The following is a 26,359-nucleotide window of genomic DNA, read 5'->3' on the forward strand; positions in this document are numbered from 1 at the left end:
CTAGCCGTTGGCCAGGGCGTCGCCGAGGGCGGTGCGGGCGTACAGGACGCTACGGCCCGTGCGGGTGCCGGTGATCAGCCCTGTCCTGCGCAGGGCCGCGAGATGGCCGCCCGTGGTGCCGACGCTCTGCCGCAGGAGGGCCGCGAGCTGCGTGGTCGTCGCCGGCTCGGCCAGCTCGGCGAGGATGCGCGCGCGGGTGCGGCCCATCAGCGCCGACAGGTCGGCGTCCGGCGCGGGCGGCGCGGCGGCGATGCCCCTCGCCGGGTAGATCATCGCGTACGGCCACGCGTCATCCAGGTAGACGCCGATGCCGCGCATGAACGCCGACGGCACGAAGAGCAGCCCCTTGCCGCCGAGCCCGTGGGAGCCGCCGGCCGACATCAGTTCGACCTCGATGTGCCCGCCGCGCCGCCAGTGGACGCGCGGGCTGAGGTCCTCCAGCGCGGCCGCCCAGCCGTAGGCCGCCAGCCGGCCCGCCCGCTGGGCCACGTCGCGCTGCAGGATCGCACGGAAGCGCGGCCACTCGTGGGAGATGATCTCCGTCCAGAGCGCCTCGTACGCGTCGGCCAGCGACTCGACCACGTGCGGGCCGAGGAGCAGGTCCCTGGCCCAGCGGGGCACCTGGCGCCCGGCCAGCACCCTGACGATCTCCGTGTGCGCCTGCTCCAGCGGCGTGCCGCGGCTCACGCGCGACTCACCGGGGTGGTGGGGGGAGTTCGCCGGAGCCGCGGGGGATGAGGCGGACGGGGAGCTCGATGTGCTCTGGCCGGCCCGTGTCGCCGCGCAGGCGGCGGAAGAGCAGCTCGGCCGCCACCCGGCCCATCCACGACGGGTCCTGTGCCACCGTGCTCACCGCCGGGTCGAGCAGGTCCGCCAGCTCGAAGTCGTCGAACCCGACCAGCGCCACCCGCCGCCCCGCCAGGGCGCGCAACGTGGTCACGGTGTAGCGCCCGTTGCCGGTGAACAACGCCGTCGGTGGCGACTCCAGCGTGAACATCCCGTCCAGCGCGGCGCGTACGGGATCCGGCGACGGCGGCCCCATCCACACCAGCCGCTCGTCGAACAGCCCTCCGAGCGCCGCGCGGTAACCGCGTAACCGTTCGGCGGCCGTGTAGATCTCCGGGTCGTCACCGAGGAAGGCGATCCGATGGTGCCCGTGACCCAGCAGATGGCGTACGGCCAGCGCGGCCCCGCCTGCGTTGTCGGTGAGCACGGTGTCGACGTCGATGCCCGACCCCGGCGGCCGGTCGGCGAACACCACGGGGGTGCCGGTCTCCAGCTCGGCCCACAGGTACGTGTGATCGTCGCCGGCCGGCACCATGATCAGCCCGTCCACCCGGCGCGCGCAGAACGTCTCGACCAGCTCCCGCTCCCTGCCGGGCTCCTCCCCGGACGAGCCGCTCAGCAGCAGGCAGCCGTGCCCGATGACGACGCCCTCCACGGCCCGGCTCAGCCCCGAGTAGAACGGGTCCGCGACGTCCTCGATGACCAGCCCGATCGTGGCGGTCCTGCCGCTGCGCAGCACCCGCGCGCTCTCGTTGCGGCTGTAGCCCAGCCGGTCGATGGCCGCGCGCACCCGCTCGGCGGTGGCCGGGTGCACGCCCGGCTCGCCGTTCACGACGCGCGAGACGGTCTTCAGCGCCACGCCCGCCGCCGTGGCCACGTCCTTCATCGTCGGTCTCACGCCAGGATCATTTCCTACTCCGGCCTGGTAGACAACGTTGTCAGCCCGCTATGCCAGAGTGGTCACCTATGTCCGTGAGATCAGCCTTGCTCGTGGCCGGCTTCGTCCTGGCCGCACTCAATCTGCGGCCGGCCATCGCGGGCGTCTCCCCGCTCCTCGACGAGATCATGAGCGACGTGGGCCTCTCGCCCGCCGGCGGCGGCGCGATCACCACCGTCATGGTGGTCTGCCTGGGCGTGTTCGGGCCGGTCGCGCCGCTGCTCGCGCGGCGGGTCGGCCTCGACCGCACGCTCCTGGCCGGCCTGATCGTCCTCGCGGCCGGCGTGGCGCTGCGCGGCCTCGGCGGCGCGCTCGTGCTCTACCTCGGCTCCGCTCTCGCCGCCACCGCCATCGCGGTCATGAACGTCTCCATGCCCGGCATCGTCAAGCACCACTTCCCGTCCAGAATCAATCTCCTGACCGGCGTCTACGTCTCCGGCGTGGTGGCCGGCTCCGCCGCCGTCTCCGCGGTGGTGATCCCGATGGAACACGCCACCGGATACGGCTGGCGCGGCGTCTCGGCGCTGCTGGCCGTGCCCGCCCTGCTCGCGGCGCTGCTCTGGCTGCCGCAGGCGCTGTCCGAGCAGGCCGGGCCGCAGAACGGGCCCAGGCCGTACGGGATTGTGCTGCGCAGTCGCGTGACCTGGTACGTGACCGGGCTGATGGGCCTGCAGTCACTCACCTTCTACGTCATGCTCGCCTGGCTCCCGACCATCTTCCTGGACGCCGGCCTGCCCGCCGACCAGGCGGGTTACCTCCTCAGCCTGACGAACCTGGTCCAGGTGGCCGCCTCCCTCACGGTCCCCGTCCTGGCCGGGCGGCGGCCCTCCCAGGTGTCGTATGTGGTCGGGGCGGGCGCGCTGACCGTGTTCGGGTATCTGGGCGTCCTGCTGGCGCCGGCGACCGTGCCGTGGTTGTGGATGATCGTGCTGGGGCTCGGCCAGGGGGCCTCATTCGCACTGGCCCTGCTGATCATCACGTTGCGGCCGGCCGATCCCGCCGCGGTGACGGCGTTGTCGGCCGTGGCCCAGTCCGCGGGGTATGTGGTGGCCGCGCTGGGGCCGCTGCTGTTCGGCCTGCTCAGGGAGGTGTCGGGCGGCTGGTCCGTACCGCTGACGGCGGGGCTGGGCGTGCTCGCGGTGCAGATCTTGGTTGGCTGGTTCGCCGGACGCCCTGCTACTTTCAGGTAAGGCTAACCTTTGAAGTGGGGGATTTGTGCTCAGCGAGGCGCTCCAGCGCATGGCCGACGGGCGGGGCGGGGTGATCGGGGTCCTGCCCGGCCTCGTCATCGAGCCCGCCGCCGAGCCCGATGAGGGCTGGACGCCGGTCGCGGAGCTGGTGCGGGCGCCGTACCGGATTCTGGACGGGCTGATCGAGGAGACGGCCGCGCGCTGGAACGCGCCGGGGCACGTCGGCGCGGCGCTGTTCTGGAAGACCTACAGCTACTGGCACACTCTGCCGATGGCGCTCGGGTGGGCGCTGGACGGGCGGGTGCCGATCATGCGGTTCGCGGACACGTACTTCAAGGTGTCCGGGGCGGGGGTGACGATCGCGGCCACCCGCGTGAGCTGGGACACCGGCGCGGGCGCGATCCGCGCGGCGCTGGCCGAGTCGCAGCAGCCGCTGGTCACGGTCATCAGCGCGCGGGCCAAGGTGGGCGAACGGACCCTGTGGGGGTCCACGGCGGAGGCGGTCGCCCACCCGCTGACCTCGATCGTGCCCGGCGACTACATGAGGTTGCTGAAGGAGATCGGCCCGCCGGTCGACGGGCTGGTCGAGCCCGCCGGCGACACCTACTTCCGCAGGACCTGCTGCCTGTGGATCACACTGCCCGACGTCGAGCCCTGCGGAAGCTGCTGCGTGCTCAGGCCACCACGACCTCGCGAGGGAGTGCCGTCGCCTGGAGGAGCGTAGGGAGCGTAGCGACCGGAGCGGGGGAAGGCGGCGGCGTGAGGCGACCGAGCCCGCCTCACGGGGTGAGGCCATGAGCTCGCGAGGGAGTGCCGTCGCCTGGAGGAGCGTAGGGAGCGTAGCGACCGGAGTGGGGGGAAGGCGGCGGCGTGAGGCGACCGAGCCCGCCTCACGGAGTGAGGCAGTCAACAGGTCTGAGTTCGTCGGCGTAGCTCACCGAGATGCGGCGCATGACGCCGGTGCCGTCGATCGAGTACTGGCCGAGCCGCCACAGTGGCGGCGAGTACGCGTGGATCGAGACGCTGGTGCCGACCGCGCCGTTCAGCCGGTGGATGTGGTCAGGCCCGAACGAGAACGACTGCCCCACCGACACCACCGTCTCCAGGTGCTCGCCGCCGATGCGCGGGTTGCACTCCAGCAGCGCGCCCCGCACCACGTGGACGGCCCCGGAGGAGATGTCGTGGTCGTGCCAGCCCGTGTCGTCCTCGGGGCGCCAGCACAAGACCCAGACGTCCACGTACGCGTCGCGGTAGAGCGAGGCGTAGTGCCGCCCGCCGTCCTCGGGGAACTCCACCAGCTCACCCCACTCCTCCGGGTTGGCGGCCAGCTCGTCGACCAGCTCCCGCAACTCACGCCGGTCAAGGGTGCGCTCCGGCAACCGGGCACAGGTGCCCCCGCCTTGGATCTGGTTCGTGCTCACGTACGAGACTCCCTTCTGGCTAGTAGACGACGGGGGTTGACGGCACGGATGGCATGATCGGCCGCCGTGCCGAGTCCGGGGTCCGGGGCGGTGGCGTAGGGGGCGTCGGAGCCGTTGACGACGACGTCGATGCCCAGTTCGCGGACGATCGCGTCGATGGCGCGTGGGCCGTAGGAGGAGGTCTCCACGAAGACGTCCGGGTCGACCAGGCCGCGGCCGGTGCCGCCCCTGGCGATCAGGCGTTCTGAGTGCAGTGGCGCGAGGCCCGCGAGGAGCGCGAAGCACACCCGCAGCCGGGGGTGTCTGGGCCTGACGACGGCGTGGAAGTAGTGCCAGGCGGCGTGCATCTGCTGCACGTACGACACCACCGCCGGCCACCAGGGCGGCGTGCCCGGAGCCGGGCTCGCGGGACCGGGATGGACGAACAGCGGCAGGTCCCGCTCGGTGAGCACGTCGAGCAGCCGGTCGTCGGGCACGGCCGTGGCGGGGATCTGCAGCCCGGCGCAGCCCCGGCCGAGATCCGCGGCCAGGCGCTCGGGGTCCGGCTCGCTGTGGCAGGTGGCCGCCCACACGCCGAAGGGTGCGCCGAGCGCCAGCGCGCCGTCGTGGTAGGCGTCGAGCAGCGGCCAGCACTCCTCGGGCGGCAGGGACTCGATGCCGAGCGGGCTCGACAGCGACACCAGCGCGAGCTCCAGCCCGGTGGTGTCGCGGTGCTCGTGATCGGCGGGATCCACCTCGTACGGCGGCTCGCCGTCGAGGATCAGCGTCCACCCGTCGAGGTACGGCGGAGAGGTGCGGGCCCGCAACGCATCGACGAACGCACGCGTCCACACATGCTGATGCACGTCGATGGCCACGATCGCACCTCCCCTAATTTCCTACTCACATTACCTGTAAATCCAGTCCGCCTGCGGAACCAAGGCAGTGAAACGCTTCAGTGATACGGTTCAGTGAACCGCTTCACCCACCGTTTTGTCAACGGCTTCCGCGACGCGGCAGGCGTCATGAACACCACCCACGCGAACGCGAGGCCGAACACGGGCAGCTTCTGTCGGGCTGACGCAATAAGCTGGCCTAATGGCTCGCAAGAGAGCGACGATCCGTGAAGTGGCCCAGGCCACAGGGCTGTCACCGGCGGCCGTCTCCTACGCCCTACGCGGTCTCCAGGTGTCCGAGGAGACGATGGAGCGCGTCCGCGCGGCCGCCGCCGAGCTCGGCTACGAGGCCGATCCCATCGCCAGGGCGCTGGCCAGCGGCCGCACCGGCATGATCGGCCTGCTCTGCGGCTCCCTGGAGGACCTGTGGCAGCAGTCGCTCGCGGTCCGGATCAGCCGGGGGCTGCGGGAGAAGGACCGCTACGCGCTGATCCTCGACGCGGTCGGCGACCCCGCCAGGGAGCGCCTCCTCGCCCAGCAGCTACGCGACCAGCGGGTGGACGGCATGATCGTGCAGCCGCTCGACCCGGCCGCCGCCTTCTGGACGGAGCTGTGCGAGTCACTGCCCGTGGTGGCGATCGGCGACGCGCTCGCGGGCACGGCCGGCGAGGTCGTCTTCGACAACCGGCGCGGGGTGACGCTGGCCCTGGAGCACCTGCGCTCCCTCGGCCACCATCGCGTCTCCGTGCTCACCTCGACGCAGGCCAGCACGCCCGACCGCCCCGCCGACGTCTACGCCACCGCCGAGGCCGAGCGCCTCGGGCTGGACATCGAGGTCGCCACCGCGCCCCACGGGCTGGCCGGCGCCACCTCGGCCGCCCTGCGCATCCTGACAGAGAAGAAGCCGAGCGCGGTGTTCTGCTTCGCCGACTCGATCGCCTACGGGGTCTACGCGGCGGCGCAGGAGCTCGGGCTGTCGATTCCTGGCGACGTGTCGGTCATGGGCTACGACGACTACCCGATGTCGGGGCTGCTCACGCCGGGGCTCACGACCGTCGACTGGGACATCGACGGGATCGTGCGGGCGGCGGTCCGGCTCATCTCGGCGGCGGCCGACGGCGGGACCCGTCGCCGCCGCGTCGTCCAGGCCCCCACACTCAGAGAGCGCGGCTCGGTCGCCGAACCGCCGTGACCGGGCGGTCGTCAGGCAGGTGGTGACAGCGCGCGGCGGGACTCCTCCAGGTCCTCGGTGAGCGGGCGGTCCGGGGCAGGGGTGTGCAGGGCGCGGATCGCGGCGGTGCGCTCGCAGGCCAGCACGAGCTCCAGCGGCTCCAGGCAGCGCAGCACGTGACGGGCGGCCTGGGTGGCGAAGCCGGCGTGGTCCTCCACGGCCCGGGAGATCACCGCGGTGCCCGTCGTCACCGGGGTCGCCAGGTGGCGGAGCTCGGCCAGGGCGTCCTGGGCGACGTACTCCAGGATCATGGCTCCTGAGCGGCCGGGGCGGTCGGCGAGGAAGGGGAGTCGGCCGGTGTAGGCCGGGTCCATGAGCGTGGCCAGGCGGGCCGTGCTGAGCTGGGCCGTCTGCGCGACGGCGGCTCGCAGCGCGTCCAGGGCCAGGGCCACGGGCGCCGTGTGGAAGTTGCCGTTGTGCCAGGCCAGGGTGCCGGCGAAGAGCGGGTTCTCGGTCGCGGCGTTGAGGTCGATCTCGACGACCGCGGTGGCGCGGTCGAGCGTGTCCGTGGCGGCGCCGTGCACCTGGGCGAAGGCGCGGTAGCCGTACGGGTCCTGGATGCGGGCGGGCTGCCGGCCGGTGAGCAGCGCGCGCAGGCGTTCGGCGACGGCGGCCTGACCGGGCTGGGGACGGGCCTCCTGTACGGCGGCGGCCAGCGGCTCCGCGGAGGCGTCGACGGCGATGAACGACAGGGCGGCGACGTCGACGGCGGCTTCCAGGAGGAGTCGCAGGCGATGGACGGCGATCGCGGCGTCGGCCAGCGTGGCGGCGCCCGAGCTGATGAACGGCAGCGCGTCGTCAGGGTTCATGGCATAGCGGGGCGCGGGCGCCGACCGGTCACCGCCGAGCCAGGGCAGCTCGCCGAGCAGGCACAGGGCGGTGGTGGCGAGGGCCGGGAGGTCCCCGGTGCCGATGGCGCCGTATGTGCGGATCGGCGGGGTGAAACCGCCGTTGACGGCGTCGGCCAGGACCGGGAGCAGGGCGGGGTCGACGCCGGAGCCGCCCGCGAGTAGCTGGTTGAGCCGGACCACGAGCATCGCCCTGGCGCGGGCGGGCTCCACCGGCGGGCCTGCGCCGCACGCGTGGCTGCGGAGCAGGTCGAGGCCGCCGTGCTCGAGCGCGAAGTCCTTGTTGGCGCCGACGCCGGTGCTGCGGCCGTAGACGGGGCCGTGCAGACCCTGCGCGGTGGCCCAGGCGGCCCGGGCCCGATCGAGCGAGTCGATCGTCACCCGGGCCCCGCCGTAGGCGGCTTCGTGCACCTGCGCGCACGTCAGGCCGGCACCGTCGAGCAGCATGGAGGGTCAGTCTTTGTCGGGGATCAGCAGGCCCAGCAGCCAGCTCACCACGCTGATGATGATCGCGCCCCAGAACGCGGCAGGGTAGAAGTTGTCGACGTGGAAGGGGATGTCCAGCTGGCCGGCGATCCAGCTCGTCAGCAGCAGCATGGCCGCGTTGATCACGAGCAGGAACAGGCCCAGCGTCAGGACGATGAGCGCGCACCCCAGCGACTTGATGATGGGCTTGACGATCGCGTTGACGATGCCGAAGATCAACGCCACCAGCAGCAGCACGCCCCAGTACGTCGCCGTGTTGGTCTCGACGTTGACCTTGATGCCATCGAGGAACTGGACGGCCACCCAGAGGGCGATCGCCGCGGCAATGGTTCTGATGATGAATCTCACGCTGGTTGATCCTCCCACTTGTGATCGGCGCTGCGATAGGGGCGCGGTCAGTACGATGCCCTTCGCTCACTCCTGGTAGTCACCGGTTATCGTCGGCCCAACGCGGGGAAGGGGCGTGCAGGGGAGGACTGTCATGAACGCGAACGGGCTTGAGGCGTTGCCGGTGCACGAGTTGCACGATCGGGCGGTGCGTTATGCCGTACGCCACGGTGATCTGGGGTTTCTGTGGGATCTGCTGAAGGTGATCCCGGCCGCGGAGGCCGCGAGCGGTCACGAGACCGCCGCGGATCTCACCCGGGTCTCCGCGCTGCTCAGCGATGCGATCGCGTCGGGAGAGGGAGAGCTGGGCGAGGCACTGCGTCCGATCTACATCGACTATCTGCGCAGACATCCCGACGCGTGACCCCGCCCCGCCCGGCGCGGTCAGCCCACCAGACGGGCCTCGGCGCCACTGTATTCGGCGAAGCCCGGGGTGGCCACCTCCTGCCCGTCGCGACCGATGATCAGAGTTTGGTACGGCCCCGACTCCGCCAGGTCGGCGGCGAAGCGGCGGGCCAGCACCGGGCCCATGGCGTAGACGGCGGTGGCGTAGGCGTCGGCCAGGCCCAGGTCGGGGCCGATCACGGTGACCGAGTTGAGCGACTCCTGGACCTTGCCCGTGCGCGGATTCACGACGGGCGCGCCGCCCGAGGTCGCGATGCCCAGGTCGTTGGCGAAGACGACCTTGCGGACCACGTCGGTGCGCGGGTCGCGGACGCCGATCCGCCAGCGCTTGCCCGGGGCGGCCGAGCCGCGTACGCGGATGTCGTCGCCCGCGGTGAGGCGGTGGTCGCCCGCGCCCGCGTTGGACAGCGCCCGGGACAGTCGCTCCAGCGCCCAGCCCTTGATGTAGCCGGACGGGTCGATGACGCCGTTGATGCGGGCCTCGAACCAGCCGCCGGTGGCCTCGCTGAGCTCGTCGCAGCGGTGCAGGACCTCGATGAGCTCGGGGATCTGCCTGATCGTCTGGCCTCGGTTGAGCCGGCCGATCTGGCTGTCCTCCTTGGCCGGGCTGAAGGTGTCGTCGACCCACCTCAGCCAGGCGAACGCGTCGTCCAGCAGGGGCTTCAGCTCACGCGCGGGCAGCATCGTGCGGATATCCACACTGACCGGCATGCCCATGACCATTTCGGCACGAGCGGTTCCGGGGAAAGTCGTCACTTTGCCTCCTTGTCCGCACCCCACGCTTGCAGACGACGCGTAACGTCAGGCTAAACCTTTTGCGCTGATTTGAAATGGATCTGTGATCTGGGGATGGCAAGGCGTGACAGGGCGCCGCGGACGTACCGCTTGAACTGGGGTGGGCCGGCCACCACGACCTCGCGCTCGGCGATGTCGGGGATCTCGCGGCTCAGGCCGGAGGCGCTGAGGCGCTCCTTGACCCGCGGGTCGTGCTCCTCGCCGACGACGAGGATGAGCCGGTATCTCGCCTCGAGGTCGCGCAGCTCGTCGGTGGCCTGCGCGGTCCGGTAGACCGCCACGGTGTCCGCGGACTCCGGGGCGGCCAGGCGGGTGCGCAGCGCGGCCGGGTCGAGGCCGGTGGCGATGAGCAGCGACGGCCTGGTCGGGCCGGGGACCTGGTGGCTGAGGACCGCCATCACGGCCGCCATCGCGTAGAGGATGAGCGAGCCCGCGCGGCTGAGCTCCGTCACGTAGGCCGTGGAACTGAACTGGTGGGCCACCAGCAGCGCGCCCGCCAGGTAGCCGCCGAGTCTCAGCCGCTGCCTGGCCTGCTCGGTGCGCAGATGGTCAGCTGCCTTGACGATGATGAGCCCCATCGCGATGAGCAGCGCCGCGGCGGCATACGCCGAAGGACGCCACGGATAGCCGAAACCCGGTCGGATCGCGCCGAACTCGGCGACCGCGACCCCGCACCAGAACAGGACGGGCCCTGGATTCGCATTCACCTCGCTAGCCATGCGACCACCATCGTGAATGAACATTAAAGGTTTCTGAGTAGGGTCTGAAACATGGCTAACGTAAGTGTCGAGCGGACTGAAGAGGGCGGGTTCCGGGCCACCAACGCCCGAGGTGCCGAGGTGCGGATCGGCGGTGGCGACGAGGATGGCGTGTTCACCCCGGTGGAGTTGCTGCTGGCGGCGCTCGGCGGGTGCAACATCGTGACCGTCGAGCCGCTCACCGCCAAGCGCGGTCACCGGCTCGTCCGCCTGGCGATGTCGGTGTCCGGCGAGAAGGTCGAGTCGAACAAGCTCGGCTCGGTGACGGTGACGTACGACGTGGAGCTGCCGTCGGAGGAGGCCGGCGAGGTGTTCCGCGCGGTCGCGCAGCGGGTTCACGAGAAGTACTGCACGGTGGGTAGGTCGTTGGAGGAGGGAACGGAGGTTCGGTTGGAGCTTCCGTAGTCGGATTAAACAGATATTCGACCCCGTTATGACGCGACCGTTGCATTCGTCTCGGTAGCGTTGTAGCAGGTCAACAGACCGACAGACCTTCACCGATGCGGACGCGGAGGGGGACCGCGGTTCGCAAAGTGCGGGACCGCCGACGTTTTTGGGGGAAAGCGTCGGCCTGGACCGCCAACGATCGGGCCGGGCAGCTTTGGGGGAACTGCCCGGCCCGATCCATGCGTACCCTCTGGTAAGTGAAGAAAGTTCTCATTGACTGTGACCCCGGCATCGATGACGCGCTCGCCCTGGCCCTGGCGGCCGGTTCCCCCTCCCTCGGCGTGGTGGGCGTCACCACGGTCGGCGGCAACGTCGATCTCGCGCTGACCACGGCAAACGCGCTGGCGCTCAGGGAGTTCCTGGAGTTCGGTGACGTGCCCGTGACCGCCGGCAGCGCCGGGGCGCTGTTGCGGGAGACCGTGCGGGCCGCCGGTGTGCATGGGGCCACCGGGCTGGGCGACGTGGTGCTGCCCGTGGCCACGCGGGGCCCGGCGGAGGGGCACGCGGTGGACTTCATCGTGGAGACCCTGCGCGCCGCCCCCGGCGAGATCACTCTGGTGGCCGTGGGACCGCTGACGAACATCGCCCTCGCCGTACGCCGTGAGCCCCGCGTCGTGGAGTGGGCCCGCGACCTGGTCATCATGGGCGGCTCCTACACGCGCGGCAACCACAATCCGGCGGCCGAGTTCAACATGCTGGCCGATCCCGAGGCGGCCGCCATCGTCTTCGAGGCGGGGTGGACGGTGACGATGATGGGGCTCGACGTGACGCTGACCGCCGTGGTGACCTCGGACGTGCTGGAGCGCATGCGGCCGCTCGGGCGCCTGTCCGGTCTGCTGGTGCCCGCCGCGCGGTTCTACGGGGTGGTGACGGCCGAGGGCGGGCCGGCCATCCATGACGCGTGCGCGGTGGCGTACGTGCTCGATCCGTCGCTGTTCACCTGCGTCCCCGCCGTGGTGGACGTCGAGACCGCCGGGCGGTTCACCAGGGGCATGACGGTCACGGACTTCGAGCTCGGCGACCGGCGGCCGAACGCGCTCGTGGGCACCTCGCTGGACGTGAAGCGGTTCTGGGATCTGGTGCTGGAGGCGTACGAGGGGCTGGCCGTCCGGCTCGGCTGATGGTGTGGAGCAGTGCTCGCCGGCTGATAGAGTTACACCCGTTGCGCCGCTAGCTCAGTTGGTTAGAGCAGCTGACTCTTAATCAGCGGGTCCGGGGTTCGAGTCCCTGGCGGCGCACCGCACAGAAACCCCAGCTCGGCACGTTGAGCTGGGGTTTCTCGGTTTTCAAGGGGCCCCGGCCGCGTTGAGGTGCTCCCGTGGTTGCTCGCTGGATGCTCTTCGGCACGTGGCCGGGCGTTCCGGAACCCGGCTTGGGCCCGTTCGTAGGGTCAGACCCGTAGGACTATCAATGGAACACCAAACCGGAAGGCGTGGTGGGCATTCAAGGCCGGATCCGTTCTCCTTCTGACAAAGAGTTGATCAAGCTCGACGTGCGATTGCCGTGTCTCCACTGGGCTTCGGCACGACGAGCCCCGAATCCGCCGGTGGGTTGTGTGATCCTCGATTCGGGCGGCCGTGTGGTCGGCGAGGGCTTCCACCGCCGCAAGGGTGAGGCGCACACGGAGGTCAACGCCCTCGTCGCGGCTGGCCCGCTGCCCGCGGCGGCACGGCCGTGGTGACCTTGGAACCCTGCAACCATGTGGGCCGTGCTCCTGCCTGCCGCGCGCTGCTGATCGAAGCTGGGATCGTTCGCATTGTGGTTGCCGTGATCGACCCCACATCGTGGGGTGAGGCGGCCTGGCCGAGCTGCGCCGGGCGGGGTAGACGTCGAGGCCGGGGTGTTGGCCGACGAGGCCGATCTGGTGCTGCGTCCCTGGCTGGCCGCGTTGGAGCGAGGTGCCCCGTTCCTGACGTGGGCGCACTGCGCTGACGTTGAGGATCACCGCCAGATCCCCGGCCTCGACGTGCACGGGTACGACGCTGTAGTGAGTCCGGACGGGCAGCTGCGGGAGGGCACGCCCGGTACGTGACCGGCTTCTACAAGCTGGTGCCGACCAGCGAGGCGATGGCGCGGATCGACTGGGAAGCCGTGATCGCCAGCCTGCTGGCCGCGACCGCGGTGGGCTGGTCCAGGGCGGGAACGAAGTGCTGGTAGCGGGCCAGCGCGCAGGTGCTCATCCCGGCCGCGGCGGCCACGACGCCCAGGTCGATCCGCGCGGTCAGCCCTTTCTCGGCTCAGGCGGCCCAGCTCGATGAGATCACCGGAGTGGGCCCCGTGGCCGCCGAGGAGCCCGCCGGGAACTCGGTGCTCCCCGTCGTCTATCAGCTGCTATCCGACCCCTAGGCCCCCTTCCATGACCTGGGTGCCGACTACTACGAAACCCGCATCAACAAAGACCGTCGCGCCCGCAGCCTAGCCAGCCAGTTACAGGCCCTCACCGGCCAGAAGATCGTCATCCGCAACGGCAAGGCCGTCCTCATCGAGCCCGAGCCGACCTGACACAACTCACCGCGAATCACTATCGCTCATTGCTGCTAGGGGTTCGCTGCCGCCTGCCCACGTGAAGGTCGAATTTTCGGGTCAGGACTTGTTCTGGGGCGATGGCAGACGGGCAGGCTTGGATCGCAATTACTCCACCACCGTGAGCCGTGATCTTGGTCTCCCCGGAGCCGGAACGCCCCCGCCGGAGGCAATGCAGTAAGACCGGCGCCGTGACCACGTCAGGGCCGGTCTACGCGATCCAGCGCACCCGGGCCGGATGTTCGTCCCGAACGAGAAGTTGCGTCGGCGGGTCGGGCCGCGAGCGCGCCAAGCGTGTCGGTGAGCTCGAGAATCGCGTCGGGGTGCACTGAGTAGCAGATCTGGTTGCCGCGGCGGCGCGTGGTGACCAGATCAGCCTCGCGGAGCACCTTGAGGTGCTGGCTGATGGTGGGTTGCTTCAGCCCGAACACGTCGCTGAAGTCGCATGCGCAGGTCTCTGGCCGGGCTGCCAACCGTCGCATGATGCCCAGCCGCACCGGATGACCCAGCGCCCGCAACATCTCGGCCCACCGCACCTCTGCGTTCTCCACGTTGACACCTTATTCGCCATCTCCCTATATTGCCTAGAGACTAAATAGTCATCTGCCTATATAGGGATCCTCCTCACGCCGACGCCACCGCCTCGGTGAACCGGCCGCGACCCCATCCCGGGACTCCCGTAAGGCAGGTCCCTGCATCGGTAGCTGCAAGCATCGTCAGAAGGAGAGTGTTGATGTCGCCATCGAAACCGGTCACATCCAGTACCAGTGCACAGCTTCCGATCTGCCGTACCTGCGGTGTGCAATACGGGGCACCGCGCGCCGATTGCCCGATCTGTCTGGACGAGCGGCAGTATGTCGGTTGGGCAGGCCAACAATGGACCACACTGGCCGAGTTGCGCGCCGACGGGCATCGCGGTCGGATCGATGAGGAGGGTCCCGGTGTGCATGGGGTCGGCGCGGTGCCGTCGGTGGCGGTCGGCCAGCGTGCGCTGCTGATCCGCTCGCCGTCCGGCAACGTGCTGTGGGATTGCGTGGGCTATCTCGATGACAATCTTGCTGTAGAGATCGAGAAGCTGGGCGGGATCAGCGCGATCGCCGTCAGCCATCCGCACTTCTACGGCGTGATGACCGAGTGGGCCCGGACCTTCGACGCCCCGGTGTACGTCCACGCCGCGGACCATGATTGGGTCGGGCGGCCCGATCCGCTGATCGAGTACTGGACGGGCGACACCCACCAGATCACGCCCAGCATGACGCTGATCAACGCGGGCACGCACTTCGCCGGGGGCACCGTACTGCACTGGAGCGATGACCCCGAGGGACGCGGCGCGCTCTTCAGTGGCGACATCTTCATGGTGGTGATGGACCGGCGGTGGGTCAGCTTCATGTACAGCATCCCCAACTTCATTCCGGAGCGACCACGCACCATCCGCCGCGCACTCGAGTTGATCGAACCGTTCGCCTTCGAACGCATCTACGGAGCATTCTGGGGACGGGTGGTCACTGCCGATGGATGGGCTGCGGTGCGTCGTTCGGCGGAACGGTACATGCGCTTCGCACTGGACGACGCCTCATAGCAACCACACTCTGAGGATCAACGTGCGGATGCCGTATCAGTAGGATCGGCTGTGGCGGGAGGATCCGGACGCCCTGAAGCATGAGCCGTCCTCGGAGACGAGTTGTGGGCCACCCGCTGCAACAGCCGAGGGATCGCCCCCGATCCCGGCCGGCGCGGGGGCTTCTCCGAGGACGGCGTACCAACCCCCGCCTGGGGAGCCTGCGCCTGCCGAAACCCAATCCATGCAGTTCAAGCGGTATGAGTATTCGTGGAGGACCCTGCCAAGCCGGTCTCGCCGACGTAGGTTCAGGTCGAACATTCTGGCCGGATCGATGATCGAGTCCGGGACGCGGAGTGGAGTCGCCTGGTCCAGGGCTTGATGGGCTCGGTACTGGTTGTAGAACTCCTCATACTCGCGCAGGGAATGCCGTAGATGGCGTTCGTTCCAGGGAGCGATGGATCGGCGCCCTGCGCCGAGAGGTGCCCGATCGGGTGCTGATCACCAGAGCTCCGGCATCTGCGGTCGGTACTCGCTGCGTACGAGGCTCATTTCAACGAGCATCGCCCCCATCGATCCTTAGGCCAGGCTGCTCCGCTACAAGCCTTGCCCGACCCGGTTGAGGCCGATATCAAGGTCATCCGCCGTGATTGCCTCGGCGGGCTGATCCACGAGTATGCGCAGGTCGCTCGGGGCGGCCCGCTCCTGGACGGCAGGTCCGCTACTCGACGCAGTTTCGCGACGGCCACCTCCACGTCATCCCCTCGGACGCGTTCCCGCTCGTCGCCGAGGGAGTGCTCGACGATCGACTCTTCGACGTGACCCAGCTCCTCGAATGGAAGTACGGCGACGCCGGCACAGCCGAGATTCCGCTGATCACCCAGGCGACCAAGGGGCCCGCCCCGACGCTGAGCGGGGCCCGTCCGACCCGGAAGCTCACCGACCTGGGTGTGGCGGCGGTGAAGGTGCCGAAGAACACCACCGCGCGGACGTGGCAGGACCTGGTGGGCGGGGTCCGTACCCTGGCCGCCGGGAAGGGCAAGATCTGGCTCGACGGGCGCCGGTCGTTCACGCTGGACCGCAGCACCAGGCAGATCGGCGCGACCGAGGCGTGGAAGCAGGGGTTCACCGGTCAGGGTGTCACGGTGGTGGTGCTCGACAGCGGCTACGACGCCGGCCATCCCGACCTCAGGGCGTCATCACCCAGGAGCGCAACTTCTCCGATGAACCCGACATGGTGGACCGTGTCGGGGCACGGCACCCATGTCTCCTCGATCGTCGCCGGGGCCGGGGAGAAGTACCGTGGCGTCGCGCCTGGGGCCCACATCGCCGTGGGGAAGGTGGGCGGTGCCGACGGCATCTCCGACTCGGCGATGCCGGCCGGCATGGAGTGGGCCGCCACCGAGGTCAAGGCCAAGGTCGTCAACATGAGCATAGGAGCGAGTGATGAGCCCGGCGTCGACCCCGTCGAGCAGGCGGTGAACACCCTGTCAGAGGAGACGGGCACGCTCTTCGTGGTGGCGGCCGGCAACGCCGGCACCGAAGGGTCGAAGATGAGCTCCCCGCGTTCCCAGCCGCCGTCGGGGGTCTGTAGTCCGGCCGGGTGCCGTTCCGTTGGAGGATCCCTTCACGGAACAGCAGCCGTGATCACACTCCGCCGGCTACGCTAATTCCCGCACTCAGCCTCCTCGAAGGCCGATCTCCTACGCATGCTCGTAGACGGTCTGCTGACGGTGGCCGTAGTCGGCGAAGTACGCCGGAGCTGCTCGGCCACGAACGCCACCGCGCCCGGCGGGACCGCCAGCGGATCCTTGGTCAGGGACATCCCGAGCATCCGCACCGTCCCACACTGCACCGCCCACCCCAGCCTGGTGGCCGGACGCCGCTTGGCCGCCAAGGCCTCCAGCGCCGCGCGGTCGAGCCGGAAGAACTGCTCCAGCTCGGCCAGCGAGGGCTCCTCGGGAAAGCGTTCGTAGCGGACGATCTGCTCATCAGAGAGGGATCGGATGGCTGATCGTGGACGCGACTCCGCCGAGGCTGCCGGAGTCAGCAGCCTGCGCGCTTACTCCGGCGAAGCGGCCAGGCGGGCGGGGAGCGGGGCCAGGGAGTAGTTGTTCCAGATGAAGGCGTCCATCTGGTGCTGGTCGGCGGAGAGGTTGACCACCCGGTCGACCTTTCCGTCGGCGTTGAAGTGCCACACGAGGGCCCACATGGTGTCGACCTTGCCGATACCCTCGGTGGTCCAGCCGCGGTGGATGTCCACGACGTACTCCTCGTTGGCCTCTAGGAACAGCGGATCGGCCTGGAAGCCGGACTTGCCCAGCTGGGTGAAGAACGCGACGACCTCCTCCACTCCGCGCTTGACGCCCGACAGGGGGTGGTGGCCAGGGATCGTCCATTCGATGTCGTCGGCCAGCACTTCGCGGATGCCCGCGAGGTCGTGGGCGGCGTAGGCGGTGAAGAACCTGCCGATGGCTTCGATCTTGGTGTCGTGAGTCGTCATGGCCAAAGCGCCTTTCGTTAGGTGAGGCAGCCTCCTTCGGGAGGCGGGGCAACTGTAATGGATGGTGTTATCCAGAGTAAATCGGAGAATTACTCCCTGGTAGGCTGCCTTGCATGACGGATGAGGGGGTCGGGCGGCGCATCCGGGAACTGCGCCAGGAGCAGGGGCTCTTACAGGCGGCGCTGGTCAAGCCGGGCCTGCTGTCGGCCGGCTACCTCTCCTTGATCGAGTCGGGCCGGCGGCGTCCGTCACCCGAGGTGCTGCGGTACCTGGCCGAGCAGCTCGGCACCACGCCCGACCACCTCGCCACCGGCCGGCAGCCTGATCTGTGGCAGGAGACCGAACGCCGGCTTGCCTTCGCCGAACTGGCCCTGCAGCACGCCACCGCCGAGGACGCCTTGCGCGAGTTCGAGGCGGTCACACGGAGCGGCCCGCCCCCGTTCCATGCGCGGGCCGAGCTTGGCCGGGCCCGGGCGCTGGAGTTGCTGGGCCGCACCGAGCAGGCAATCACCGCCTACGAAGCGCTGTGGAAGGCCGCGGAGCCGGGCACCGCGCTCTGGGCCGAACGGGCCACGGACGTGCTGCGCTGCAGCCGGGACCTGGGCGACTACGGCTATGCCGCTGACCTCGGCGAGCGGGCGATGGCCACGTTCGAGGACCTGGGCGTGGAATGGAGCGATAGCGCGGTGCGGCTGGGCGTCACCCTGGCCGGCGTCTATATCCACCGGAGCGACCTCGTACGCGCCGCGCACCTGCTGCGACGCCTCATTGAGATCTCCGACGGCACAGGCAGCCCGTTGGCCAGGGGCTCGGCCTACTGGAACGCCGCCGTCACCGCCCACTACCAGGGCAGAGGCGCCGACGCCAAGGCCTTCGCCGACCGCGCCCTGGCCCTGTTCGGCGAGACCGACCACCAGCGCAACCTCGCCGTCCTGCGCACCTTCTACGGCGAGCTGCTCCTGGATGGCGAACCCGCCGACCCCGGACAAGCCCGTGAGTTCCTCCTCGACGCGCACGACCGCCTCACGCAACTGGGCAGCCCGGCGGAGATCAGCGAGTGCGAGACCTACCTGGCCCGCGCCGCAGTGCAACTCGGCGACCTCGACGAGGCGCTGCGCTGGGCGCAGGCCGCCCGTTCCAGGCTCACCGCCGACGCGGCTCCGGTGGCCGAAGCCGAAGCGTTGATCGCTCTCGGCATGGTCCACCTCGCGGCGAACGACCCGGCGCAGGCCTTTGCCGCCCTGGACGAAGGGGAACGCGCGCTGGCACACGCGGCTCCGGGACGCTCCGTCGTCAACCTCTGGAACCGGATGGGCAGCCTGCACGAGGAACGCGGCGACACCACAGCGGCCTTGCGCAGCTACCGTCAAGGCTTGACGGCGGCCGGCTACCGGCAGCCGTCACGCCCACTGACGCGATCCGACGTGACCGCCTCGGCGGGCTGATCCACGAATACGCGCAGGTCGCATAGGGCGGCCGAGTTCTTGGCACCCACAGGCTCGAACGGTGCCTGCACGGCCGCATCGATCGTGGAATCACGCGGCCGCCCGATCCCGGCACGACTTACCGCTTGGCATCCTTGGGATACCAGCGCAGCTCGACGGTATTGCCGTCCGGGTCCTGGACATACACCGACTGCGCGTCGCCACGCGCGCCGAACCGGCGGACCGGCCCCTCCAGCACGGTGAAGACGCCGGAATCGATCACCTTCTGCCAGTCCACAGGATCCACTACAAGGCAGATGTGATCCACATTCGACTCGCCGCGCGGGCGATTGACCAGGTCGATTATGGTGGATTCGTTGACCCGTACCGATGGGAAGGGCGCCTTACCCGCCCGCCACTCCGGAACCCGCTCCTGCTCGAGTCCGAGTGTTTCCGAATAGAACTCCAGTGCTCGCTCAACGTCCCGCACATTGAGCACCAGGTGATCAAACGCTTTTACGCGCACCGCTAATCTCCTCTGTTAGCTGGCTTATTCGCTGGGGGCCAACGCATCGTCGGGGACGGGACGTGAGGTCCTCTGGCGGGTGCTGAGCGTGAGGAGCAGCGAAGCCGCTGTCAGTGCCACGCCGAACCAGACGACACTGGTGACACCCAGATGATCGACGAACAGTCCACCGAAAAGCGCCCCGAGCGCAATGGAGGTGTTGTAGGCCATGGTGTTGAGTGACATCGCGGCTTCGAAGGTGTCAGGTGCGGCGGTTTGCGTCATGTTGACCTGGCACAGCTGGACGGCGCCGAAGGAAAGTCCCCAGAGAATCAGCGACACGACCGAGCCGACCTGCCCGTGAGCGATCGTGAGCAGCAACAGCAAGGACAGCACGAGCCCCGCGCAGCCGACGATGAAGCTGCCTCTCAAGTTTTTGTTCACCGTGTGTCCGGCGACGACGTTTCCGGCCGCGCCGCCCGCGCCGTAAACCATCAGCAGCACGGTGATGAAGAGGGGTGTGGCGAACGAATTGCCCTCGAGGTAGGGGCGCACGAAGGTGTACGCACCGAAATGGCCGAGCACGAACAGTACGACGGTGAACAGCACCAAACGCAGCTGCACGTTCTTGAGTGGGAGTCCGAAGACCTCCCGTACCGAAACCGCGTTCGCCGACGGCAGCGATGGGATGACGGTGACGACCGCGAGGAACACCAGCGCGCTGAGGCCGGCCCAGATGAGGAACGTGGTGCGCCAGTCGGTGAGGTCTTCCACGATTGTTCCCAGCGGTATGCCGACGACCGAGGCGACCGAGATGCCGGACATGACGATCGCGGCCGCCCTGCTCGCGTGGCGTTGCGGGACGAGGCGCATCGACATGGCCACGCCTATGCCCCAGAACGTGCCGCTGGCGAATCCCATGAGGAGCCGTGTGGTCAGGACCAGCGGATAGTTCGGCGAGATGGCAGTGATCACGTTTCCCAGGGTCAATATCGCCAGGAGTGCGGACAGCAGGACGCGTCGGTTGACGCGCCTGGTCCATGCCACGATGAACGGTACGCCGAGTCCGGCCGAGACGCCGTAAAGAGTAACCATCAGTCCGGCAATGCCCACCGATATGCGCAGGCTTGTACTTATCGGGGTGAGCAGGCCGACGGGCATCAACTCGGTGGTGAGGAAGACGAACAGACTGGCCGTGATTGCTGAAACACCCAACCATGATCTCAAGGTCGAGTGCGGGTGTTCGCCGTGTGTGGCCATTTTCTTCTTTCTGATTGTTCCATGTGAAGGACTTCGGAATAAATGAATGAATCTACGGTAGTGATCGACCTTTCTTCGCTCGGACGCGTTCCAGCGCCCACAGCGCGAAACTCGCGGTCGACAGCGTGCCGCCGAGCAGGCTCACGCCGGTCCATCCGGCTCCGGTCCAGGCCACGGAGGTCAGCAGCGATCCGGCGGCGCCGCCGACGAAGAACGCGGTCATGAGCGCGGAGTTGAGCCGGTTGCGGCTCTCAGGGCGAAGCGCATAGATCACGTTCTGGTTGGTGTTCAGCACCGCCTGATGGGCCACGTTGAAGAGCGCGACCCCGGCGATGAGCCAGCCCAGCGTGCCCTCGCCTGCGCCGACGGCCAGCCAGGACAGTGCCAGGAGCGCGGTGGCGATGCCGCTGACCCGCTGCACCCATCCGTGGTCGGCCAGCCGGCCCGCGATCGGTGTGGTGATCGCCCCGACGCCTCCCACCAGGGCGAACATCCCGATGGACGCCTCGCGCCAGCCGTACGACGGCCCGGCCAGCAGGAAAGTGATCGACGTCCACAGCATGCTGAACGCGGCGAACGACAGCGCGCCGATCCCCGCCCGCCACCGGAGCTGCGGTTCGTGGCGGAACATCGCGAGCGTCGACCGCAGCAGCGCCGGATAGGACAGCCCGACGGGGGTGTGCAGGCGCGGGAGGAACCGCCACAGCAAAACGGCGACAGCCGCCATGAGGATCGCGTTCAGCCAGTAGATCGTCCGCCAGCCGCCGAACTCGGACAGCGCACCCGAGGCCGTGCGGGCCAGCAGAGCTCCGAGCATCAGGCCCGCCATGACCGTCCCCACCACGCGCCCGCGCTCGCCGGGTGTCGCCAGGGTGGCCGCGTACGGGACCACGACCTGCGCGGCCACCGATGTGAGCGCGGTCAGCGCGGTGCCGGTCAGCAGCACCGGACCGCTCGGCGCTAGGGCGGACACAAGGAGAAACGCCGAGGTCCCGGCGAAGAGCAAGACCGCGAGGCGGTGACGTTCCACCAGGTCGCCCAGGGGAACCAGGAGGATCAGCCCCAAGGCGTACCCACCCTGGGCGGCGGTCACGATGAGGGTGGCCATGGTGGTGCTCAGCTCCAGCTCCCGCCCGATCACCTCGAGCAGGGGCTGCGCGAAGTAGTTGCCCGCGACCGAGAGCCCGGTGGACACCGACATCAGAAGCAGGAGCCCGCGACGCAGCCGCGGAGGAGCCGCGGAGATGGGCGCGCGCCTCAGGGTTTCCGTCATGCGGTCAAGGGTGCGCGACCAGCTATCAATGAGTCCAACGCATAGTTTTCATCGTGATCGATCGTGATGCACGATGGTTGGATGGAGCTACAGCAGTTGAGGTACGTCGTCGCGGTCGCGGAGACCAGCAACTTCACCCGGGCGGCCGAACGCTGCCGGGTGGTGCAGTCGGCCCTCAGCCATCAGATCGCCAGTCTCGAACGGGAGCTCGGCGCCCGGCTGTTCGAGCGCACCAGCCGCCGCGTACGACTGACACCGGCCGGAGAGGCGTTCCTGCCCGCGGCCCGGGAGTGCCTGGAGGCCGCGGCCCGCGCGCGGGCCGAGGTCGCGGCCGCGAGCGGAGAGATCCGCGGGCGGCTCGCCGTCGGTGCCATCCCCACGGTGGCGGCCGTCAACCTGCCGGTCGCCCTGAGAGACTACCGCCGGCGCCATCCGCGGGTGCACATCACGCTCACCTCGGCGGGTAGCGACGACCTGATCGAACGGGTCCGGCGGGGCAGCGTCGACGTCGCGTTCCTCGGCCTGCCATCCCGCGCGGAACCGAGGGGGGTCCAGAGCCGCCGGCTAGGTGGAGGCGAACTGGTCGCCGTGGTCGCGCCCGATTACCATCGGACGGACCGCGAGGTGGACCTGCGGAGCCTGGCGGACGAACCGTTCATCGACTTCCGCGCCGGCGCGGCCGGGCGAGCGCAGTCGGACGAGGCCTTCGCGGCCGCGGGCGTACGACGTGAGGTGCCCTTCGAGGTGTCCTCCGCCGACCTCATGGTCGATCTCGTACGCCAAGGCCTCGGCGTGGGCATGCTGCCCGCCGCGTACGCGCCACGCTTCCCCGACCTGCACATCATCCGTCTTCGCGACGCCCCCACGCGGATGGAGCACCTGATCTGGGGCAACCGGCCGTCCCTTGCGGCCACGGCCTTTCTGGAGCTGATCCGCCCGACGTCCGAGAACACGGAGACAGACACGGGCGACGCCCCCGGCCGGCGGTGCGGCGCCCGCCCCGCTATCTATCGCGATCCGCGATCGCTTTCATGACAAGTATGCGTTGGACTCATTGATCGGTGATGTCGCAGGGTTGTTGGCGTTCAGTACGGACACACAAGAGAGCATTCATGCCTGCGACATTTATCCCCCGCTCACTTGGCGTATCGGCCGCGGTCGCGCTCGCTGTGACCATGGCGCCGGTTGCCGCATCGGCCGCGGTTCCCGCCGCCGACCGGTACCCGACAGTGATCAACGGCCATGCGCCCACACTGCACCCCGAGGGGGTTGCCTACGATCCCGCACGCAAGGCGTTCCTGGTCAGCTCGATGCGTCAAGGGACCGTGTCCATCCTGCGGCCGGATGGATCGGTCAAGACGCTGGTGCGCGACTCGAAACTGATCTCCGCTGTCGGGATCCAGATCGACTCCGCCCATCAGCGGCTGTTCGTGGCGAACGCCGACGACGGCGCCGGCGAGCACTCCTCGCCCGAGACCCAGAAGCATGTGGCCGGGCTTGGGGTGTACGACCTACGGACTGGGCACCGGGTGCGCTATGTGGACCTCGCCGCGACCACCGGCGGAGTCCGGGAGAACCACTTCGGCAACGACATCGCGCTCGCCCCGGACGGAACCGCGTACGTCACCGACTCCTTCGCACCCGTGATCTATCGAGTCGATACGGACGGCCGCGCATCAGTCTTCCTCCGCGACGCCCGGCTCGGCGGCAGCGACTTCGCGGCCAACGGCATCGCCTGGCAGGACGGTCATCTGATCATCGCAAAGACCAATGATGGCACGCTGTGGCGGGTACCGGCGCAACGTCCCCGATCGCTGCGCCGCGTGCCGCTCGACCGGCCCCTGACCGGCGCGGACGGCATTGCCCTACGGCGCGACGGGTCGCTGCTGGTGGTGCGGAACCGGCTCAGTGCAACCCCTGCCAACGCGGTCGCGGTCGTACGGCCGGCCAAGGACTGGAAGAGCGCACGGGTCACCAGCCAGAGGTTCTGGAAGGATCCGGCCCCGACCACCGCGGCCGCCGATCCGCGCGGCCGCTTCTACGTGCTGAGCGGGCGCATGGACCTGCTGTTCGTCGGCAAACCCGTTGACACCTTCACCCTACGGCGGTTCTGAACGAGCGTGGTTCTGCTGCCCTTGGCCGAATGCCACGTGGACGTTGTCCCTGGCCATGGCGTCTCGGGCCCCGCCTGCGGCTAGCCCATCCTTCGGGCACCTCCTCGGTGAACATTGCGGTGACCCTCTCTACCAGGCCCGTCGATCGGCGGGCGAAAGGAGTCGGGCCATGACCAGCAGCCGTGCCGAGCTGCCGGGATGGGGATCTGGCCAGAGGCGGGATGACCGGGCGCCGTCCACCCCCAGGCGCCGAACGTCGAAGAAGCCGGGCTTGGTGATCTTCGGCGTCCTGGTCATCGTCGCCCTCACCCTGCCGTATCTGAGCCAGGCGCTGTTCAGTCCGTGGGCCCTGTCGCTGACCGGCCGGCCCACGCTGCTCGGACACTGGCACGGCGAGATGTCATTCGGGCGAGGCGACACGCGGCCGGTGGTCATGTATCTACGTGCGCCGACGTGTTCCGATGCTCCCGCGACATCGAGGGTGAAGCCACGGTGTGCGTCGCGGGGCGCTCCATCGACTACCGGCTCTCGGGCGAGGTGGCGGACCGCAACGCCAGCCGCTTCACCCTGGACAGCTGGCCCTACCCCGACACCCGGGAGCCGGGCACCCACCTGGGTCACCTCGAGGCCACCTGGGCCGGCGGAGACGAGATCAGCATCACCGCAACCCTACACGTCACCAACCCCGACGGATCGTGGAGCAGCAACAAGCAGCCCGCCGAACCGTCACGTTTCCGGCTGCACCGCGGCACCGAGACGAGCCTCCGAACAGCTTGCTGAACAGAGGGCAGGCCGTCCAGATCGACGGACGGGCGGACCATCCGGGGCAGGGCCCAAATCGCCGAACAGGTAGGCCACTATGTGACAGCACCGTTTGCCTCCTGGGGAGTTCGAATAAGGCTTGTCAGATCCGGCGCAGCCCGCGGACGGCGGGCAGTGCGGTCGGGCCGGAGTTGACGTTGACGTCGTGCTCGACGGTGACGCCGTCCGCGTCGAACCGGAGCGTGAGCGTGTCGATGAACGGCGCTTCGAGGAAGTGCCACGTCAGCCGGAGGACGTCCGGCGAAGCCCACTCGGCGGCGGCCAGGATGGGGGCGCGGGCGTCCTGGTAGGAGTGGTGCAGCCGCCAGCCGCTCACGCCGGTGCGCTGCTCGACCCACCGGCCGCGTCGTCCCCGACCGTCTCCCGCGCGGCGCCGTCGAACGCCTGCCTGAACGTCCCGCGCATCATCTCCGGAAGGTCGTGGTACGTGTCCTCGCCCATGGCGCCCGTGACCACGACGACGCCGCCCTGGTCGGGGAAGATCATGCATTCCTGGCCGAAGATGCCGGAGGCGTCGTAGATCCGGTCCTCGGTCGTCCAGAACTGGTAGCCGTACCCGGAGTCGGCGACGGCGTCCGGAGCGGGCGGCAGCAGTTCCCTGCCGTTCCACGTGCCGCTGATGGCCCGGCGTACGTGCAGGGCGGACGCCTTCTGCGCCCAGCCGCGGGGCAGGACGCGCTCGCCCAGGGGCACGTTCCGCGACCACGAGGTGATCACCAGCCCGCCCAACAGGCAGGGGTTCGTCCTGCTGCGCACGCTCGACCGGCTGCGCCGCCTCGGCGACCCCGCCGACGTGCTCGGCGCGGGCGCGGGCCGGCTGGCGGCCGTCTTCGCCGCGGCCACTGCGGTACGTGACCACCTGCTCGCCGACCCCAGGTTCGCCGAGGTGGACACCGCCGTCCTGATGTAGTCGATCGTAGCCCGGAGGCAGCGGCTCACGATTCCTGGAGACGCCTGATCATCGCCTGCTTGGCGGTCGCGAACTCCTCGTCGGTCAGCACGCCGGAGCGATGCAGCTGCCCGAGCTCGGCCAGGCGGCGCAGCACCGCGTCGTGCACGTCGTCGGAGGCCGGCGCCGACGCGGCCGGCAGCTCCGGTGTCTCGCGCGGCAGGCGGGCCAGCACGGCGGCGGCCACCAGGGCCGTCGCGCCGCCGAACCGCTGGATGCCCCAGGCCACGCAGCGCAGGTCCTTCTGGGGTGGCTGCGGCGGGCCCGCGTCCTTGGTACGAAAGCGCAGCGTGCCGGTGCCCAGGCCGGACTGCGGCTTCCACTCCACGCCGATCACGTCCGTCAGCGGAAACTCCTGCGGCCCCGCCTTCTCCTTCTCCGAGCCGGCGAACCCGGTCCACTCCAGGCGCACCCGCTCCCCGTCGAAGAACGCCGCGCCGTCGCCTGCCGTGGCCGAGATGGGCACGGACGGGCCGGGCAGCAGGTAGTCCTCGCAGGGGCCGCTCGGCGTCTGGTAGACCTGCAGCGTGTCGCGGATCTCGTCGGCGAAGTATTCGGCCGCGCCCGCGCGCGCCTTCTGAACGGACAACCGGTAGGGGTCGGCCGGCGAGGTCAGCGCGCCAGCGACCGCGTCGGACAGCGGATCTGCCCCCTTGCGCAGCCGCAGGCGCAGGTGCCCGCCCTTGCGCGACGGCTCGAACGCCACCCCCGCGATCGCCTCCAGCGGGACCAGCACCTCGCCCAGCGTCCTGCGCAGATCGTGGACGTCCTTCCCGCTGCCGGGCACGATGCGCAGGACCTCGCCGTTGAACGTCCACGAGCCGTCGGGGACGGCGATCTCGGCCATGTCGTCAGCTTAGGA

At 69.5% G+C, this 26,359-nt stretch carries 34 protein-coding genes, 1 tRNA gene and 1 pseudogene; 19 read left to right on the plus strand and 17 right to left on the minus strand.

What is annotated here, in order from left to right; all coding sequences use genetic code 11:
* Both ITP53_RS12755 and ITP53_RS12760 read right to left on the minus strand, forming a co-directional pair.
* On the minus strand, nucleotides 1-687 hold the full coding sequence (locus ITP53_RS12755; protein WP_195895574.1) for an ArsR/SmtB family transcription factor: 687 nt from the start codon (nucleotides 685-687) through the stop codon (nucleotides 1-3).
* A 7-nt stretch (nucleotides 688-694) separates the two neighbouring features.
* Nucleotides 695-1,684, minus strand: coding sequence for a LacI family DNA-binding transcriptional regulator (locus ITP53_RS12760; RefSeq protein ID WP_407941228.1), 990 nt, complete (start codon nucleotides 1,682-1,684; stop codon nucleotides 695-697).
* A gap of 74 nt (nucleotides 1,685-1,758) precedes the next feature.
* Here ITP53_RS12760 and ITP53_RS12765 point away from each other — a divergent pair, with 74 nt between their 5' ends.
* Together ITP53_RS12765 and ITP53_RS12770 are read left to right on the plus strand one after the other, a co-directional pair.
* Nucleotides 1,759-2,913: a CynX/NimT family MFS transporter gene (locus ITP53_RS12765; RefSeq protein ID WP_407941229.1), complete on the plus strand. Its 1,155-nt coding sequence runs from the start codon at nucleotides 1,759-1,761 to the stop codon at nucleotides 2,911-2,913.
* Nucleotides 2,914-2,938: 25 nt separating this feature from the next.
* A complete protein-coding gene (locus ITP53_RS12770) occupies nucleotides 2,939-3,637 on the plus strand; it encodes a hypothetical protein (protein ID WP_195895576.1) in 699 nt (232 codons plus the stop codon).
* A 166-nt stretch (nucleotides 3,638-3,803) separates the two neighbouring features.
* On the opposite strand, the gene ITP53_RS12775 is transcribed toward ITP53_RS12770, so the two are convergent.
* Nucleotides 3,804-4,334: a cysteine dioxygenase gene (locus ITP53_RS12775; protein WP_195895577.1), complete on the minus strand. Its 531-nt coding sequence runs from the start codon at nucleotides 4,332-4,334 to the stop codon at nucleotides 3,804-3,806.
* Nucleotides 4,331-5,191 (minus strand): amidohydrolase family protein, encoded by an 861-nt coding sequence (locus tag ITP53_RS12780; protein WP_328814387.1) that lies wholly within the window; start codon nucleotides 5,189-5,191, stop codon nucleotides 4,331-4,333. Before ITP53_RS12780 ends, ITP53_RS12775 begins: the two co-directional genes overlap by 4 nt.
* 220 nt (nucleotides 5,192-5,411) lie before the next feature.
* Between ITP53_RS12780 and ITP53_RS12785 the strand changes: the two genes are divergently transcribed.
* Nucleotides 5,412-6,401, plus strand: coding sequence for a LacI family DNA-binding transcriptional regulator (locus tag ITP53_RS12785; RefSeq protein WP_195895578.1), 990 nt, complete (start codon nucleotides 5,412-5,414; stop codon nucleotides 6,399-6,401).
* A gap of 11 nt (nucleotides 6,402-6,412) precedes the next feature.
* Here ITP53_RS12785 and ITP53_RS12790 read toward each other — a convergent pair whose 3' ends face one another.
* On the minus strand, nucleotides 6,413-7,735 hold the full coding sequence (locus ITP53_RS12790) for an aromatic amino acid ammonia-lyase (protein WP_195895579.1): 1,323 nt from the start codon (nucleotides 7,733-7,735) through the stop codon (nucleotides 6,413-6,415).
* 6 nt (nucleotides 7,736-7,741) lie between these two features.
* Nucleotides 7,742-8,122: a phage holin family protein gene (locus ITP53_RS12795; RefSeq protein ID WP_195895580.1), complete on the minus strand. Its 381-nt coding sequence runs from the start codon at nucleotides 8,120-8,122 to the stop codon at nucleotides 7,742-7,744.
* Between the two features lie 133 nt (nucleotides 8,123-8,255).
* Between ITP53_RS12795 and ITP53_RS12800 the strand changes: the two genes are divergently transcribed.
* A complete protein-coding gene (locus tag ITP53_RS12800; RefSeq protein WP_195895581.1) occupies nucleotides 8,256-8,525 on the plus strand; it encodes a hypothetical protein in 270 nt (89 codons plus the stop codon).
* 20 nt (nucleotides 8,526-8,545) lie between these two features.
* On the opposite strand, the gene ITP53_RS12805 is transcribed toward ITP53_RS12800, so the two are convergent.
* The gene (locus ITP53_RS12805; protein ID WP_195895582.1) at nucleotides 8,546-9,322 is read right to left on the minus strand and encodes an FAD:protein FMN transferase; all 777 of its coding nucleotides are present in this window, start codon (nucleotides 9,320-9,322) and stop codon (nucleotides 8,546-8,548) included.
* Nucleotides 9,323-9,372: 50 nt separating this feature from the next.
* Nucleotides 9,373-10,080, minus strand: coding sequence for a ferredoxin reductase domain-containing protein (locus ITP53_RS12810; RefSeq protein WP_195895583.1), 708 nt, complete (start codon nucleotides 10,078-10,080; stop codon nucleotides 9,373-9,375).
* Nucleotides 10,081-10,131: 51 nt separating this feature from the next.
* On the opposite strand from ITP53_RS12810, the gene ITP53_RS12815 reads away from it, so the two are divergent.
* From ITP53_RS12815 to ITP53_RS12840, 7 genes are all read left to right on the plus strand, one after another.
* Nucleotides 10,132-10,524, plus strand: a complete 393-nt coding sequence (locus ITP53_RS12815) for an OsmC family protein (protein WP_195895584.1) — start codon at nucleotides 10,132-10,134, stop codon at nucleotides 10,522-10,524.
* Nucleotides 10,525-10,763: 239 nt separating this feature from the next.
* Complete coding sequence (locus ITP53_RS12820) at nucleotides 10,764-11,687, plus strand: nucleoside hydrolase (protein WP_195895585.1); 924 nt, start codon at nucleotides 10,764-10,766, stop codon at nucleotides 11,685-11,687.
* Nucleotides 11,688-11,730: 43 nt separating this feature from the next.
* Nucleotides 11,731-11,804, plus strand: a tRNA-Lys gene (locus ITP53_RS12825).
* 254 nt (nucleotides 11,805-12,058) lie between these two features.
* A complete protein-coding gene (locus tag ITP53_RS59175) occupies nucleotides 12,059-12,247 on the plus strand; it encodes a hypothetical protein (RefSeq protein ID WP_328814391.1) in 189 nt (62 codons plus the stop codon).
* Nucleotides 12,248-12,406: 159 nt separating this feature from the next.
* The gene (locus ITP53_RS12835; RefSeq protein WP_195895623.1) at nucleotides 12,407-12,598 is read left to right on the plus strand and encodes a hypothetical protein; all 192 of its coding nucleotides are present in this window, start codon (nucleotides 12,407-12,409) and stop codon (nucleotides 12,596-12,598) included.
* Nucleotides 12,595-12,723: a hypothetical protein gene (locus tag ITP53_RS59180; protein ID WP_268961023.1), complete on the plus strand. Its 129-nt coding sequence runs from the start codon at nucleotides 12,595-12,597 to the stop codon at nucleotides 12,721-12,723. Before ITP53_RS12835 ends, ITP53_RS59180 begins: the two co-directional genes overlap by 4 nt.
* A 15-nt stretch (nucleotides 12,724-12,738) precedes the next feature.
* Nucleotides 12,739-12,912, plus strand: coding sequence for a hypothetical protein (locus tag ITP53_RS12840; RefSeq protein ID WP_195895586.1), 174 nt, complete (start codon nucleotides 12,739-12,741; stop codon nucleotides 12,910-12,912).
* Between the two features lie 377 nt (nucleotides 12,913-13,289).
* Here the strand turns inward: ITP53_RS12840 and ITP53_RS12845 are convergent, their stop codons facing one another.
* Entirely contained in the window at nucleotides 13,290-13,640 is a 351-nt protein-coding gene (locus ITP53_RS12845) for an ArsR/SmtB family transcription factor (RefSeq protein ID WP_328814388.1), read from the minus strand.
* A 182-nt stretch (nucleotides 13,641-13,822) separates the two neighbouring features.
* Between ITP53_RS12845 and ITP53_RS12850 the strand changes: the two genes are divergently transcribed.
* The 3 genes and pseudogenes from ITP53_RS12850 (at nucleotide 13,823) to ITP53_RS12860 (ending at nucleotide 16,317) form a co-directional block, all read left to right on the plus strand.
* Nucleotides 13,823-14,668 carry an MBL fold metallo-hydrolase gene (locus tag ITP53_RS12850; protein WP_195895587.1) on the plus strand — a complete coding sequence of 282 codons (846 nt, stop codon included), beginning with the start codon at nucleotides 13,823-13,825 and terminating at the stop codon, nucleotides 14,666-14,668.
* Between the two features lie 498 nt (nucleotides 14,669-15,166).
* Nucleotides 15,167-15,232: pseudogene (locus ITP53_RS61035) on the plus strand (hypothetical protein); the annotation flags it as partial.
* 65 nt (nucleotides 15,233-15,297) lie between these two features.
* Nucleotides 15,298-16,317 (plus strand): S8 family serine peptidase, encoded by a 1,020-nt coding sequence (locus ITP53_RS12860; RefSeq protein WP_207755904.1) that lies wholly within the window; start codon nucleotides 15,298-15,300, stop codon nucleotides 16,315-16,317.
* Here the strand turns inward: ITP53_RS12860 and ITP53_RS61040 are convergent.
* Together ITP53_RS61040 and ITP53_RS12870 are read right to left on the minus strand one after the other, a co-directional pair.
* The gene (locus tag ITP53_RS61040) at nucleotides 16,314-16,700 is read right to left on the minus strand and encodes a DUF4158 domain-containing protein (RefSeq protein ID WP_195895621.1); all 387 of its coding nucleotides are present in this window, start codon (nucleotides 16,698-16,700) and stop codon (nucleotides 16,314-16,316) included. The genes ITP53_RS12860 and ITP53_RS61040 overlap by 4 nt on opposite strands.
* Before the next feature lie 9 nt (nucleotides 16,701-16,709).
* Nucleotides 16,710-17,150, minus strand: coding sequence for a nuclear transport factor 2 family protein (locus tag ITP53_RS12870; protein ID WP_195895589.1), 441 nt, complete (start codon nucleotides 17,148-17,150; stop codon nucleotides 16,710-16,712).
* A gap of 113 nt (nucleotides 17,151-17,263) precedes the next feature.
* Between ITP53_RS12870 and ITP53_RS12875 the strand changes: the two genes are divergently transcribed.
* Nucleotides 17,264-18,595 carry a helix-turn-helix domain-containing protein gene (locus ITP53_RS12875; protein WP_195895590.1) on the plus strand — a complete coding sequence of 444 codons (1,332 nt, stop codon included), beginning with the start codon at nucleotides 17,264-17,266 and terminating at the stop codon, nucleotides 18,593-18,595.
* A 118-nt stretch (nucleotides 18,596-18,713) separates the two neighbouring features.
* Here the strand turns inward: ITP53_RS12875 and ITP53_RS12880 are convergent, their stop codons facing one another.
* From ITP53_RS12880 to ITP53_RS12890, 3 genes are read right to left on the minus strand one after another with little or no spacing between them, the layout of a single operon-like run.
* Complete coding sequence (locus ITP53_RS12880; RefSeq protein ID WP_195895591.1) at nucleotides 18,714-19,100, minus strand: VOC family protein; 387 nt, start codon at nucleotides 19,098-19,100, stop codon at nucleotides 18,714-18,716.
* Nucleotides 19,101-19,124: 24 nt separating this feature from the next.
* Complete coding sequence (locus ITP53_RS12885; protein ID WP_195895592.1) at nucleotides 19,125-20,339, minus strand: MFS transporter; 1,215 nt, start codon at nucleotides 20,337-20,339, stop codon at nucleotides 19,125-19,127.
* A 52-nt stretch (nucleotides 20,340-20,391) separates the two neighbouring features.
* On the minus strand, nucleotides 20,392-21,612 hold the full coding sequence (locus tag ITP53_RS12890) for an MFS transporter (protein WP_195895593.1): 1,221 nt from the start codon (nucleotides 21,610-21,612) through the stop codon (nucleotides 20,392-20,394).
* Nucleotides 21,613-21,693: 81 nt separating this feature from the next.
* Between ITP53_RS12890 and ITP53_RS12895 the strand changes: the two genes are divergently transcribed.
* From ITP53_RS12895 to ITP53_RS12905, 3 genes are all read left to right on the plus strand, one after another.
* Nucleotides 21,694-22,647 carry a LysR family transcriptional regulator gene (locus ITP53_RS12895; RefSeq protein WP_195895594.1) on the plus strand — a complete coding sequence of 318 codons (954 nt, stop codon included), beginning with the start codon at nucleotides 21,694-21,696 and terminating at the stop codon, nucleotides 22,645-22,647.
* 134 nt (nucleotides 22,648-22,781) lie between these two features.
* A complete protein-coding gene (locus ITP53_RS12900; protein ID WP_195895595.1) occupies nucleotides 22,782-23,726 on the plus strand; it encodes an SMP-30/gluconolactonase/LRE family protein in 945 nt (314 codons plus the stop codon).
* 453 nt (nucleotides 23,727-24,179) lie between these two features.
* Nucleotides 24,180-24,506 (plus strand): hypothetical protein, encoded by a 327-nt coding sequence (locus tag ITP53_RS12905; RefSeq protein WP_195895596.1) that lies wholly within the window; start codon nucleotides 24,180-24,182, stop codon nucleotides 24,504-24,506.
* Nucleotides 24,507-24,630: 124 nt separating this feature from the next.
* Here the strand turns inward: ITP53_RS12905 and ITP53_RS12910 are convergent, their stop codons facing one another.
* Together ITP53_RS12910 and ITP53_RS12915 are read right to left on the minus strand one after the other, a co-directional pair.
* A complete protein-coding gene (locus ITP53_RS12910; protein ID WP_195895597.1) occupies nucleotides 24,631-24,864 on the minus strand; it encodes a hypothetical protein in 234 nt (77 codons plus the stop codon).
* Nucleotides 24,861-25,265 carry a hypothetical protein gene (locus ITP53_RS12915; RefSeq protein ID WP_195895598.1) on the minus strand — a complete coding sequence of 135 codons (405 nt, stop codon included), beginning with the start codon at nucleotides 25,263-25,265 and terminating at the stop codon, nucleotides 24,861-24,863. Before ITP53_RS12915 ends, ITP53_RS12910 begins: the two co-directional genes overlap by 4 nt.
* Here ITP53_RS12915 and ITP53_RS12920 point away from each other — a divergent pair.
* Nucleotides 25,258-25,458 carry a hypothetical protein gene (locus ITP53_RS12920; RefSeq protein ID WP_195895599.1) on the plus strand — a complete coding sequence of 67 codons (201 nt, stop codon included), beginning with the start codon at nucleotides 25,258-25,260 and terminating at the stop codon, nucleotides 25,456-25,458. The two genes, ITP53_RS12915 and ITP53_RS12920, sit on opposite strands and share 8 nt — an antisense overlap.
* A 25-nt stretch (nucleotides 25,459-25,483) precedes the next feature.
* On the opposite strand, the gene ITP53_RS12925 is transcribed toward ITP53_RS12920, so the two are convergent.
* Nucleotides 25,484-26,344: a DUF4429 domain-containing protein gene (locus tag ITP53_RS12925; protein ID WP_195895600.1), complete on the minus strand. Its 861-nt coding sequence runs from the start codon at nucleotides 26,342-26,344 to the stop codon at nucleotides 25,484-25,486.
* Nucleotides 26,345-26,359: the final 15 nt, after the last annotated feature.

The sequence above is a fragment of the Nonomuraea cypriaca genome (assembly GCF_015645445.1).
Lineage (GTDB): Bacteria > Actinomycetota > Actinomycetes > Streptosporangiales > Streptosporangiaceae > Nonomuraea > Nonomuraea cypriaca.

Bases quoted from the DNA above. Each gene is read 5' to 3' on its own strand.
- ITP53_RS12785 (WP_195895578.1), top strand. From the start codon at position 5,412: ATGGCTCGCAAGAGAGCGACGATCCGTGAAGTGGCCCAGGCCACAGGG.
- ITP53_RS12790 (WP_195895579.1), bottom strand. From the start codon at position 7,735: ATGCTGCTCGACGGTGCCGGCCTGACGTGCGCGCAGGTGCACGAAGCC.
- ITP53_RS12800 (WP_195895581.1), top strand. From the start codon at position 8,256: ATGAACGCGAACGGGCTTGAGGCGTTGCCGGTGCACGAGTTGCACGAT.
- ITP53_RS12810 (WP_195895583.1), bottom strand. From the start codon at position 10,080: ATGGCTAGCGAGGTGAATGCGAATCCAGGGCCCGTCCTGTTCTGGTGC.
- ITP53_RS12815 (WP_195895584.1), top strand. From the start codon at position 10,132: ATGGCTAACGTAAGTGTCGAGCGGACTGAAGAGGGCGGGTTCCGGGCC.
- ITP53_RS12850 (WP_195895587.1), top strand. From the start codon at position 13,823: ATGTCGCCATCGAAACCGGTCACATCCAGTACCAGTGCACAGCTTCCG.
- ITP53_RS12870 (WP_195895589.1), bottom strand. From the start codon at position 17,150: ATGACGACTCACGACACCAAGATCGAAGCCATCGGCAGGTTCTTCACC.
- ITP53_RS12875 (WP_195895590.1), top strand. From the start codon at position 17,264: ATGACGGATGAGGGGGTCGGGCGGCGCATCCGGGAACTGCGCCAGGAG.
- ITP53_RS12885 (WP_195895592.1), bottom strand. From the start codon at position 20,339: ATGGCCACACACGGCGAACACCCGCACTCGACCTTGAGATCATGGTTG.
- ITP53_RS12890 (WP_195895593.1), bottom strand. From the start codon at position 21,612: ATGACGGAAACCCTGAGGCGCGCGCCCATCTCCGCGGCTCCTCCGCGG.
- ITP53_RS12895 (WP_195895594.1), top strand. From the start codon at position 21,694: ATGGAGCTACAGCAGTTGAGGTACGTCGTCGCGGTCGCGGAGACCAGC.
- ITP53_RS12925 (WP_195895600.1), bottom strand. From the start codon at position 26,344: ATGGCCGAGATCGCCGTCCCCGACGGCTCGTGGACGTTCAACGGCGAG.